This window comes from Alloyangia mangrovi (genome assembly GCF_002300555.2).
Lineage (GTDB): Bacteria > Pseudomonadota > Alphaproteobacteria > Rhodobacterales > Rhodobacteraceae > Salipiger > Salipiger mangrovi.
Genome location: NZ_NTHN02000094.1, coordinates 1 through 10,091, shown reverse-complemented (window position 1 = coordinate 10,091; position 10,091 = coordinate 1). Strand labels below are relative to the sequence as shown.

The following is a 10,091-nucleotide window of genomic DNA, read 5'->3' as shown; positions in this document are numbered from 1 at the left end:
TGCTCTTCGCCGGCAGCCGCTCCTCGACCACCGCGGCGCAGGTGGACGCCGCCGGCGCCTACCGCCGGCTCGCCCTCACCCCCGAGGCACTGCGTGCGGGATCGCTCATCGAGCCCGCGGCCGAGCTGCTGCGCGCGGACGTCCCGACATTGGTGCACCTGCTGCCCGATGCCGACTACGGGCTGCCCCCGGACGCGCTTGCAGACCGCTGCGCCAACTTCGTCGCCGCGGTGCTGGAGCGTGCCGAGGTCGGCTACCTCGGCTTGGCGGGCGGCGACACCTCGAGCCGAATCTGCGTGCGCCTCGGCTTCGACGCGCTTGCCTTCGAGCGCACCCTCGGCCCCGGCGTCTGCATCTGCACCGCCAACCATGCAAGCCCGCACCGCGACCGGATGCGGGTGATGCTCAAGGGCGGGCAGATGGGGGCGGCGGATCTCTTTGACAGCTTCGCGGCGACACGCGGGTCCCGGCTGCCCGCCTGATGACCGGGCGCTGGCGCTCGGCGCGCGAAAGCGCCAAACAAAATGCCTTGGTGCCGGAAAGCACCAAGGCGAAAGGTTCTCAAATGAGCTGCGGCGCCACCACTCACGGAAACTCGTTCACAAGGCACTCTTGACCTGACGCCACGTCGCTTGCGTAGCACGCGGCACCCGGGACGCCAAGAGTTTATCAAATTGATAATCTTACATGACCCCCGACCTGTGACATTTCTTGACCCGGCGAGCGCGCTGCGCAAAGACTTGTTGCCATGAACAAACTCAGCTCAATCCTCCAGCTCCGCGAGATGCTGCGGCAACTCGAACGCGACGTCGGTCTCGAGGATCTCAGCCGTCTTGAACGCGACGTGTTGCTGGCCGCGCACGGCCTTTGCGAGCGTCCGGGCGACGTGATCAGCTCCGAGCAGATCCGCGACCATGCGCTGGTCCGCTGCACCGCGCAGGCGACCTTTTACCGGGCCATCCGTACCCTTCTCGAACGCGGGCTGCTGGAACGGGCGGCGGATACCAAGGCGCGGGCTTACATCGTGCGCAGCGACCTTGTCGGCGCACCGCTGCCGCTGCGCTGAGCGCCCAGCCTGCCTCGCGATGCGATTGGTCTCCAGACCCGACGGGGCATCCGCCCGCCCCCCCCGAGTGCCCGGCATGACGGTCCTGCTGAATGGCTCCGTGGTGATCCTGGCCTATGCTTTTGCGCACGGGCTGACGGCATTGCTGATCACGCCGCTGCAGTCGCGGCTGCTGCCGGATGTCACCGCCTTTGCCAGCCTGGTCTACCTGCCGCATGGGGTGCGGGTGCTCTCGACCTGGCTGCTCGGCAAGCGCGCCTTCGTGCCGCTCTGCCTCGGCGCCTTCCTGTCGGAGGCGCTCTTCACTCCGGCCGAATTCCGCACGTCGATCGAGCCGCTGATCCTGCTGTCCATCGCCGTCGGCGCGGCCGCGGCACCCCTCGCCTTCGAGGCCATGGCGCTGGCCGGGCGGCGCGTCTATGCCGGGCAGCGGGCGGATATCCATTGGAAGTGGTTGCTTCTGGCGGGCGCCCTGGCCTCGGTGATCAACTCCGTCGGCCAGTCGCTGGTCTTCTCGGGGCATATCCTGCCCGACCATTCGCTGCAGGTGCTCGCGACCTACGCCGTCGGTGACATAATCGGGCTGGTCGTCACCACGCTCGCGCTGATGCTGATCTTTCGCTGGATCCGCCTGTTCCCGAACCGCGCGCGCTAGACCCGCAGCGCCGGAAGGCCGACCCCGGTCGACTGGAAGCCGCCGTCCGAGGCGATCGTCTGCCCGGTCACGTAGCTCGCCTTGTCCGAGCAGAGGAAGACGATCACGCTCGCGATCTCGTCCTCCGACCCGTAGCGGTTGAGCGGGATCGCATCGTGATAGGCGGCGATGATCTCGGGCGAGTGCACCGCCATGGCAAGCTTGGTCCGCACCGGCCCCGGCGCCACGCAATTGGCGCGGATGCCGTATTCGCCCAGTTCCGCCGCCTGCTGCTGGGTGAGCTGGATCACCCCGGCCTTTGAGGTGCCATAGGCCACCCGCAGCGTCGAGGCGCGCAGGCCCGAAATCGACGCGATGTTGACGATGGCGCCCTGCACCTCTTTCAGGTGCGGGATCGCCGCCTGCGAGCAGAGGAACACCCCGTCGAGGTTGGTCGCCATCACCGTGCGCCAGCGCTCGAAGGTGGTCTCTTCGATCGGGCCGAAATCGGCGACCCCGGCGTTGTTCACCAGCGCATCGATGCGGCCGAACTTCTCGGCCACCTCGGCGATCATCGCTGCAACCTGATCGGGCTGCGACACATCGCAGACCACCGGCAGCACGTTGTCGAGCTGCCCGGCCTCGGCCATCAGCACCTCGGCATCGCGGTCGATCATCGCGACCTTGCGGCCCTCGGCGAGGAACTGCTTGGTGGTGGCAAGCCCGATGCCGCGCGCGGCGCCGGTGACAATCGCGGTCTTGGGGGCTGTCTTCTGGGACATGGAATGCTCCTCAGTTGGCGGGGCCGAGCAGGCCGAGGGAAAGTTGCGGGAAGGCCCCGATCACTGCCAGCCCGATCAGGCACACCAGCAGGAAGGGCATGGCGCCGCGGGCGACACGCTCGATCGGCAGGCGCGTGACGTTGGCAGCGACGTAGAGGTTGATGCCGACCGGCGGGGTGATCAGGCCGATGGCGAGGTTCACCATCACCAGCACGCCGAACCAGACCGGGTCCCAGCCCAGCTCGCGCACCACCGGCATGAAGATCGGCAGGCAGATGAACATGACCGTGACCGCGTCCATGAACATGCCCGCAATCAGCAGGATCACCATGATGACCAGCAGGATCACCCCCTCGTTGCCGGACAGGCCCAGCAGCGCACCCGAGTAGGTGCCGACCAGATCCTCGACCGTCACCACCCAGCCGAAAAGGCTGGCATAGGCGACGACGAGCATCACCGTGGCCGAGGAGGCGGCGGCGTTGGACAGCGAGTTGTAGAGCCCGTCGAGGGTGAGCGTTCGGTAGATCAGCCCGCCCACCAGCAGCGCGTAGACCGTGGCCACCAGGGCCGCCTCGGTGGGGGTGAAGACCCCCGAGTAGATGCCGCCCAAGATGACCACCGGGGTCATCAGCCCCCAGAAGCTTTCCTTGAACGAGAGCCACAGGCGCTGGCCATAGGGCTTATCGGCATGCGGCATCGGGCTCAGCTTTTCCAGCGCCGCGGCGCGACCGGACTGCGGCTTGGCGAAGGGCAGGGTCAGCAGCATCATCACGCCCATGAAGAGCCCGGGCAGGATGGCGGCAAGGAAGAGATGCGAGATCGAGGTCTCGGCGATCACCCCGTAGATCACCAGCCCGATCGACGGCGGGATGACAATCGACAGCGCAGCCCCGGTGCAGACGAGGCCCGCGGCATAGGGTTTGGGATAGCCGTCCTCTTCCATGCCCTTGATGATCATCGGGCCGATGGCGGCGACCGAGGCCGGGCCGGAGCCGCTCACCGCGCCCCAGAAGAGGCACACGGTTGTGCCGACGACACCCATGCCACCGGGGGTTGCACCGATGAGCACGCGGAAGAAGCGGATCATCCGCTCGGCGATGCCGAGCGAGCCCATCAGCGTGCCCGCGAGGATGAAGAAGGGGATGGCCAGCAGCGAGAACTTGGTGATGCCAGTGGCGATGAGATCGCCTGCCAGCTCGAGGCCGAAGCCGATCTGCCACATGGCGTAGATCGCCGAGAGGCCAAGCGAGAAAGCCACCGGCACGCGCAGCGCCAGCAGGATGAAGAACAGGATCACCATCTCGGTGCCTGCGGGCAGTCCGGGGAAGAGGTCAAACATCGGGGATCACCTCGTGGTCCTCGCCCGTGCGCCAAACCACCCATGCATGCTCCAGGTAGCGGATCAGCACCAGCGCGAAGCCGAAGGGCACTGCGGCCTGGTAGTACCACGCCGGGATCTGCAGCCCGTAGGAGCGCATGCCATTGTCGATGAGGTTCGTCATCGCCTGCCAGGAGAAATACGCCGAGAGCACCAGCAGCAGCGCCGAGGCCATCACCGAGAGCGCGAAGACCAGCCGCCGCGCCGGGCGCGGCAGCAGGTCGTGCACCAGTCCGACGGCCAGATGCTCGCCGCGGCGCGCAGCGATGGCGGCACCGAAGATGGTCAGCAGCAGGAAGCCGTTGGTCAGCAGCTCCTCGGTGGCGGCAAGCGAGTAATGCGTGCCGTAGCGCACCACCACATTGGCAAAGCCGAGAAAGGTCATGGCCAGGAAGAGCACCGCGCAGATGATCTTCTCGGCCTCGCGCAGGATGAAGGCCATTGCCCCTCCCTTGGATCAGCAGGCTTGGGTCAGGACGAAAGGCGTGTCCCCGCGGGGACACGCCGTTTTGCAGGGGTTACTTCGCGCCGTCGATGGCGGTCTGGAAGCTCTGCACCAGCTCGGGGCCGACCTTGGCCGCCCATTCGTCGAAGGCGGGCTGGGTCGCTTCCTTGAACGCGGCCAGCTCCTCGGCGGAGGGCTCATAGACCTCCATGCCCTTCTCACGCAGGAAGTCGATGCCCGAGGCGGTGGCCTCGCGGCTGATCTCGCGCTGGTAGGTCATCGCCTCTTCGGCGGCAGTCTTCAGCTTGGCCTGGGTGTCGGCGTCGTAGCTGTCCCATTTCTTCTGGCTGATGCCGATGAAGATCGGGTCATAGGAATAGTGCCAGGTGGTCAGGTACTTCTGCACCTCATAGACCTGCTGCGGAATGATCACCGCGCCGATCGGGTTCTCCTGGCCGTCAACCACGCCCTGCTGCAGCGCGGTCATCGTCTCGCCCCACTGCATCTGCTGCGGGTTGGCGCCGAGCGCGTTCATCACGTCGATATACATCGGGCCGGCGACGCGCATGTTGAGGCCCTTCATGTCGTCGGGACCATGCACAGGGCGGGTGTTGTTGGTCACCTCGCGGAAGCCGTTCTCACCCCAGCCGAGCACGACGATGCCCTTGCCCTTGAGGATCTCGGCCAGCTTCGCGCCGGGCTCGCCCTGCGTGGTCGCGTCGACCTGGTCGTAGTCGGCATAAAGGTAGGGCAGCGAGAAGGCCGCCATCTCGGGCACCAGCGGGGTCACGTTAATCGCCGAGGTCACCACGAGATCGAGTGCACCGCGGCCGACCATCTCGGCCTGGCGCATCTGGTCGCCGCCGGCGAGCTGGGCGTTGGGGAAGACACGCACGGTCAGATCGCCGCCGGTCGCCTCCGAGAGCAGCTCGGCGAACTTGTCGGCGCCCTTCTGCCAGGTCGTGGTGTCACCGGTGTTGTGCGACAGGCGCAGGGTCTCGGCGGCAGCGGCGCCGACCATCAGTGCGCCGGCGAGCACGGTTGCGAGGGCAGTGGTGCCCAGTTTCGCGAAAGTCATTCTGTCCTCCCAGGAGTCTCGGGCCGCCTTCGGCCCCGTCCTGCGCGACCTCCCTGCCCCGCACGACGATCCACATCATGGAACAGTTTCATTGCCACGGACAAGAAGAACTTGCAATATTCCGAAAGGAACAAAATATTGCGGGGCAACTTTTCGAAGTCTCGCGGGAGGAGACGGGCCTTCATGGTCCATATTATGGAACACACGAGGGAAGACAGCAGCCCCGGCGCCCTTGCCGGCAGCCAGAGCGTCGACCGCGCGCTGGCGCTTCTTGGCATGGTCGGCCGCCGTCCGCTCGAGGGCGCGAGCCTTGGCGAGCTGGTCGCCGAGAGCGGGCTCAACAAGCCCACCGTGCGCCGCCTGATGCTGGCGCTGATCCGCAACGGCATGGTCGAGCAGAACGAGCAGACGCGGCGCTACTTCCTGGGCGAGGAATCCTATATTCTCGGGACCTTCGCAGCGCATCGGCACGGGCTGCTGGAGCACTCCTACGAGACCCTCGCGCGGCTGGCCCAGCTGACCGGCGACGCCGCCTTCCTGTCGATCCGGCGCGGGTTTTCCGCGCTCTGCCTGCACCGCGAGGAAGGCACCTATCCGATCCGCACCTATGCGTTGATGACCGGGCGGCTGCACCCTCTGGGGGTCGGCGCGGGCTCGCTGGCGATGCTTGCCGCCCTGCCCGACGCCGAAGTCGAGGCAGCGCTGGCCGCCAATGCCGCGCGACTCGGGGCCGACTATCCCGGCCTGCCGCCCGAGCAGATTCGCGCCCGCGTCGCCGAGACGCGAGCACAGGGCTACGCGCTGAACCCCGGGTTGGTGTTTCCCGACTCATGGGGCCTTGGCGTGGCGCTGCGCCGCCCGGACGGCGCGCTGGCCGGCGCGCTGTCGCTGGCCGCCATCGAAAGCCGCATGCAGCAGCCGCGCCGGGAGGAGCTCGTGGGGCAGCTCAGAGCCGCGGCCGGGACCATAGAAGAGACACTCGCGCAGCTCTACGCCGCCGCGCACCCGCATTTGAGGAGGTCATGATGCAAGATCCGCAAATCGTCGGCTGGGGCCACACCCCCTTCGGCAAATCCGAGCACCCCGATACCGAAAGCCTGATGGCCGCCGCCGTCGCCGAGGCGCTGGAGCACGCCGGGATCACCCCCGAGGATGTCGACGGGCTTTTCGTCGGCGTGTTCAACAACGGCTTCTCGCAGCAGGATTTCCAGGGCGCGCTGGTCGCCATGGGGGATGAGCGCTTTGCCCATACCCCCGCGACGCGCTACGAGAACGCCTGCGCCACCGGCTCCGCCGCGCTGCACGGGGCGATGGATTTCATCGCCGCCGGTCGCGGCCGCATCGCGCTGGTCGTGGGCGCCGAGAAGATGACCGCCACCCCCACGCCCGAAGTCGGAGACATCCTCCTCGGCGCCAGCTACTGCAAGGAAGAGGCGGGCATCAGCGGCGGCTTCGCCGGGCTCTTTGGCCAGATCGCCGGCAGCTACTTCCAGCGCTACGGAGACAAGAGCGAAGAGCTGGCGATGATCGCCGCGAAGAACCACTCGAACGGCATGGCCAACCCGCTGGCGCACATGCGCAAGGACTTCGGCACCGCCTTCTGCAACACCGTGTCCGACAAGAACCCGATCGTCGCGGGGCCCTTGCGCCGCACCGACTGCTCGCTGGTCTCGGACGGGGCGGCGGTGCTGGTGCTGGCCGATGCCGAGACGGCAGCAGGGATGCAGCGCGCCATCGCCTTCCGCGCCCGCAGCCACGTCAACGAAATCATGGCCCTGTCGCGCCGGGACGTGCTGGAGTTTGCAGGCGCCCGCCGGGCGTGGGCGCAGGCCTTCGAGACCTCGGGGCTAACCCTCGACGACCTCTCGCTGGTCGAAACCCACGACTGCTTCACCATCGCCGAGATGCTGGAATACGAGGCCATGGGCCTTGCCGAGCGCGGACAGGGCGGCCGGGTGATCCGCGAGGGCATCACCGCCAAGGACGGCAGGCTGCCGGTCAACGCCTCGGGCGGGCTGAAGTCCAAGGGCCACCCCATCGGCGCCACCGGCGTGTCGCTGCATGTCATGGCGGCGATGCAGCTTGCCGGGGAGGCAGGCGAGATGCAGATCCCCGGCGCCGAGATCGCGGGCGTGTTCAACATGGGCGGCGCGGCGGTGACCAACTACGTGTCGATCCTGGAGCGGGTGAAATGAGCATCGACCTCTCCGGCGGGCTGCCGCCCGTGTCGACGCGGGTGATGAACCTTGCCAACTTCCTGACCGAGAGCGCCCGCCGCCACCCCGGCGACATCGGCTTCGTCTGGGGCGAGAAAACCTGGACCTGGGCCGAGATGGAAGCGCGCTCCGCCGCCTTTGCCGCCGTACTGCAGGGCCGGTTCGGCCTGAAGAAGGGCGACCGGCTGCTGGTGCAATCGGCCAACAACAACCAGATGTTCGAGGCGATGTTCGCCTGCTGGCGCATCGGCGCGGTCTGGGTGCCCGCCAACTTCCGCCAGTCGCCCGACGACATTGCCTTTCTGGCCCAAAGCTCGCAGGCCAAGGGGATGCTCTGCGAGGCGAGTTTCCCCGAACATGCCGCCGCCTGCGACGGGCTCGGCTTCGTGGTCGGCATCGGCGAGGGCCTCGGCGAAGACTACGAGGCGCTGGTCGCCCCCCCACCTCGGCCAGCGCCCGCCGCAAGCCGAAGTGCAACGCGATGACCCCTGCTGGTTCTTCTTCACCTCCGGCACCACCGGGCGGCCCAAGGCGGCGGTGCTGACCCACGGCCAGATGGCCTTCGTCGTGACCAACCACCTGTGCGACCTGATGCCCGGCACCGGGCCCGAGGATGCCTCGATCGTCGTCGCGCCCCTCTCGCACGGCGCGGGCATCCACCAGCTGGCGCAGGTGGCGCACGGGGTGAAGACCATCCTTCCGGCGGGCAGCAAATTCGATCCCGACGAGATCTGGGGGCTGGTCGCGACATGGAAGGTGACCAACCTCTTCACCGTGCCGACCATCGTCAAGCTGCTGGTCGAGCACCCCGCGGTGCAGGCCCATGACCATTCGTCGCTGCGTTACATGATCTACGCGGGCGCGCCCATGTACCGCGCCGACCAGATCCGCGCGCTGCAGGTGCTGGGACCGAAGCTGGTGCAATACTTCGGCCTCGGCGAGGTCACCGGCAACATCACCGTGCTGCCGCCCGCGCATCACTCGGCGGAGGATGCCGCGATGCGCATCGGCTCCTGCGGCTTTGCCCGCACTGGCATGCAGGTGCAGATCCAGGACGCCGAGGGCGAGGAGGTCGGCCCGGGCGAGACCGGCGAGATCGCCGTCATCGGCCCCGCCGTCTTCGCCGGCTACTTCGACAACCCCGAGGCCAACGCCAAGAGTTTCCGCAAGGGCTGGTTCCTCACCGGCGATCTCGGGCACATGGATGCCGAGGGCTTCGTCTACCTGACGGGCCGCGCCTCGGACATGTACATCTCGGGCGGCTCGAACATCTACCCGCGCGAGATCGAGGAGAAGATCCTGCTCCACCCCGAGGTCTCGGAAGTCGCCGTGCTCGGCATGCCCGATCCGGTCTGGGGCGAGATCGGCGTGGCGGTCTGCGTGGCGCGCGGGACCGGCGTGGCGCCCGGGGCGCTGCTGGAATGGCTGGCGCCGAAGATCGCCCGTTACAAGCTGCCGCGCCACGTGGTGTTCTGGGAGGAGATGCCAAAGAGCGCCTATGGCAAGATCACCAAGAAAATGATCCGCGAGGCGCTGATCGCGCGCGGCGACCTACCGGCGGCAGAGGCGGGCGCCCCGGAGAAGAGCCCGGCGCAATGACCCTCCACCAGCTGCTCGACCACCCGGGCCCCCGCGCGCCCCGGCGCTTCACCGCCCTTCCCTGCCGCGCCCAGCCGGTGGAGCTGCGCCTTGCCGCGGGGCTCAGCGTCGAGCAGGCGGTTGTGCAGGCGCTTGCGGAGGCGGGGTTCTCCGCGGGTTACCTGCGGCTCACCGAGACCGCCTTCGCGCGGCTCGCCTACGTCATCCCCGCGCCCGCCCCCGGCGACGGGCGCGCCGCCTGGTACAGCGAGACCCATGTGCTCGAGAGCGCCCTGCTCACAGAGGCCGGGCTGCACCTGGGCATGAAGGACGGCACCCCCTTCCTGCATTGCCACGGTCTCTGGGCCGGCCAGGACGGGCAGCCACGGATGGGCCACCTGCTGGCGCAGGACTCGACCTTGGCGGAAGACATGCTGGTGCGCGGCTGGGGCCTCACCGGCGCCGCGCTGAGCGTGACCCCGGACCCGGAGACCGGTTTCGATCTCTTTGCCCCGGCAGCGGTGGGCACAGCCGGAAAGGGGCATCCCGCCCTACTCTGCACCCTGCGCCCGAACGAGGACCCGCACGCGCTGCTGGCGCAGGCCGGCGCCCCGCTTGGCCGGGCGCGGATCGAGGGCATCGGCAGCCTCGTGCACAGCCGCTTCGAGCATGACGAGCTCGAGAGCTACGCCACCGAGGTGCTGCTACGCGCCGGGCGGCTGACCGGCGACAGCGTGATCCTCAACGCCGCCTCGGTCGGCTTCGACGGCACGCCGATGTCCGGCGTGCTGCGCCCGCATGACAACCGGATCTGCATCACCGCGGAACTCCTGCTGATCGGGGAATAGGCGGTGAAAAAGAGGGGGCTCCGCCCCCGCCCTTCGGGCTCCCCCGGGATATTTGGACCTAGAAGA

12 protein-coding genes are annotated in these 10,091 nt (G+C 68.0%); 8 read left to right on the top strand and 4 right to left on the bottom strand.

Annotated elements, in window-relative coordinates; translation table 11 throughout:
- The 3 genes from CLG85_RS26145 to CLG85_RS26135 all read left to right on the top strand — a co-directional run.
- Window positions 1–482 (top strand): nucleotide-binding domain containing protein (locus CLG85_RS26145; protein ID WP_311735045.1); only part of this gene is annotated, 482 nt, incomplete at its 5' end.
- A gap of 266 nt (window positions 483–748) precedes the next feature.
- Window positions 749–1,066 (top strand): hypothetical protein, encoded by a 318-nt coding sequence (locus tag CLG85_RS26140; protein ID WP_095884198.1) that lies wholly within the window; start codon window positions 749–751, stop codon window positions 1,064–1,066.
- Window positions 1,067–1,142: 76 nt separating this feature from the next.
- Entirely contained in the window at window positions 1,143–1,721 is a 579-nt protein-coding gene (locus CLG85_RS26135; protein WP_095884197.1) for a hypothetical protein, read from the top strand.
- On the opposite strand, the gene CLG85_RS26130 is transcribed toward CLG85_RS26135, so the two are convergent.
- From CLG85_RS26130 to CLG85_RS26115, 4 genes are all read right to left on the bottom strand, one after another.
- Entirely contained in the window at window positions 1,718–2,482 is a 765-nt protein-coding gene (locus CLG85_RS26130) for an SDR family NAD(P)-dependent oxidoreductase (protein WP_095884196.1), read from the bottom strand. The genes CLG85_RS26135 and CLG85_RS26130 overlap by 4 nt on opposite strands.
- A gap of 10 nt (window positions 2,483–2,492) precedes the next feature.
- On the bottom strand, window positions 2,493–3,821 hold the full coding sequence (locus tag CLG85_RS26125) for a TRAP transporter large permease (protein WP_095884195.1): 1,329 nt from the start codon (window positions 3,819–3,821) through the stop codon (window positions 2,493–2,495).
- Window positions 3,814–4,302 carry a TRAP transporter small permease gene (locus tag CLG85_RS26120; RefSeq protein ID WP_095884194.1) on the bottom strand — a complete coding sequence of 163 codons (489 nt, stop codon included), beginning with the start codon at window positions 4,300–4,302 and terminating at the stop codon, window positions 3,814–3,816. The genes CLG85_RS26125 and CLG85_RS26120 overlap by 8 nt, the downstream gene beginning before the upstream one ends.
- A 76-nt stretch (window positions 4,303–4,378) precedes the next feature.
- A complete protein-coding gene (locus tag CLG85_RS26115; protein WP_095884193.1) occupies window positions 4,379–5,383 on the bottom strand; it encodes a DctP family TRAP transporter solute-binding subunit in 1,005 nt (334 codons plus the stop codon).
- 183 nt (window positions 5,384–5,566) lie between these two features.
- On the opposite strand from CLG85_RS26115, the gene CLG85_RS26110 reads away from it, so the two are divergent.
- From CLG85_RS26110 to CLG85_RS26095, 5 genes are read left to right on the top strand one after another with little or no spacing between them, the layout of a single operon-like run.
- Window positions 5,567–6,409 carry an IclR family transcriptional regulator gene (locus CLG85_RS26110; RefSeq protein WP_260350276.1) on the top strand — a complete coding sequence of 281 codons (843 nt, stop codon included), beginning with the start codon at window positions 5,567–5,569 and terminating at the stop codon, window positions 6,407–6,409.
- Window positions 6,409–7,578, top strand: a complete 1,170-nt coding sequence (locus CLG85_RS26105; protein WP_095884337.1) for an acetyl-CoA acetyltransferase — start codon at window positions 6,409–6,411, stop codon at window positions 7,576–7,578. The genes CLG85_RS26110 and CLG85_RS26105 overlap by 1 nt, the downstream gene beginning before the upstream one ends.
- Window positions 7,575–8,084, top strand: a complete 510-nt coding sequence (locus tag CLG85_RS27555) for an AMP-binding protein (protein WP_311735044.1) — start codon at window positions 7,575–7,577, stop codon at window positions 8,082–8,084. Before CLG85_RS26105 ends, CLG85_RS27555 begins: the two co-directional genes overlap by 4 nt.
- Window positions 8,071–9,198, top strand: a complete 1,128-nt coding sequence (locus tag CLG85_RS26100; protein ID WP_311735043.1) for an AMP-binding protein — start codon at window positions 8,071–8,073, stop codon at window positions 9,196–9,198. Before CLG85_RS27555 ends, CLG85_RS26100 begins: the two co-directional genes overlap by 14 nt.
- Window positions 9,195–10,025: a PPC domain-containing DNA-binding protein gene (locus CLG85_RS26095; protein ID WP_260350275.1), complete on the top strand. Its 831-nt coding sequence runs from the start codon at window positions 9,195–9,197 to the stop codon at window positions 10,023–10,025. Before CLG85_RS26100 ends, CLG85_RS26095 begins: the two co-directional genes overlap by 4 nt.
- Window positions 10,026–10,091 lie beyond the last annotated feature (66 nt).

What these genes read in the sequence shown, in the direction of transcription:
- CLG85_RS26130 (WP_095884196.1), bottom strand. Translation starts at nt 2,482, where the DNA reads ATGTCCCAGAAGACAGCCCCCAAGACCGCGATTGTCACCGGCGCCGCG.
- CLG85_RS26115 (WP_095884193.1), bottom strand. Translation starts at nt 5,383, where the DNA reads ATGACTTTCGCGAAACTGGGCACCACTGCCCTCGCAACCGTGCTCGCC.
- CLG85_RS26125 (WP_095884195.1), bottom strand. Translation starts at nt 3,821, where the DNA reads ATGTTTGACCTCTTCCCCGGACTGCCCGCAGGCACCGAGATGGTGATC.
- CLG85_RS27555 (WP_311735044.1), top strand. Translation starts at nt 7,575, where the DNA reads ATGAGCATCGACCTCTCCGGCGGGCTGCCGCCCGTGTCGACGCGGGTG.
- CLG85_RS26110 (WP_260350276.1), top strand. Translation starts at nt 5,567, where the DNA reads ATGGTCCATATTATGGAACACACGAGGGAAGACAGCAGCCCCGGCGCC.
- CLG85_RS26135 (WP_095884197.1), top strand. Translation starts at nt 1,143, where the DNA reads ATGACGGTCCTGCTGAATGGCTCCGTGGTGATCCTGGCCTATGCTTTT.
- CLG85_RS26095 (WP_260350275.1), top strand. Translation starts at nt 9,195, where the DNA reads ATGACCCTCCACCAGCTGCTCGACCACCCGGGCCCCCGCGCGCCCCGG.
- CLG85_RS26105 (WP_095884337.1), top strand. Translation starts at nt 6,409, where the DNA reads ATGCAAGATCCGCAAATCGTCGGCTGGGGCCACACCCCCTTCGGCAAA.
- CLG85_RS26140 (WP_095884198.1), top strand. Translation starts at nt 749, where the DNA reads ATGAACAAACTCAGCTCAATCCTCCAGCTCCGCGAGATGCTGCGGCAA.
- CLG85_RS26120 (WP_095884194.1), bottom strand. Translation starts at nt 4,302, where the DNA reads ATGGCCTTCATCCTGCGCGAGGCCGAGAAGATCATCTGCGCGGTGCTC.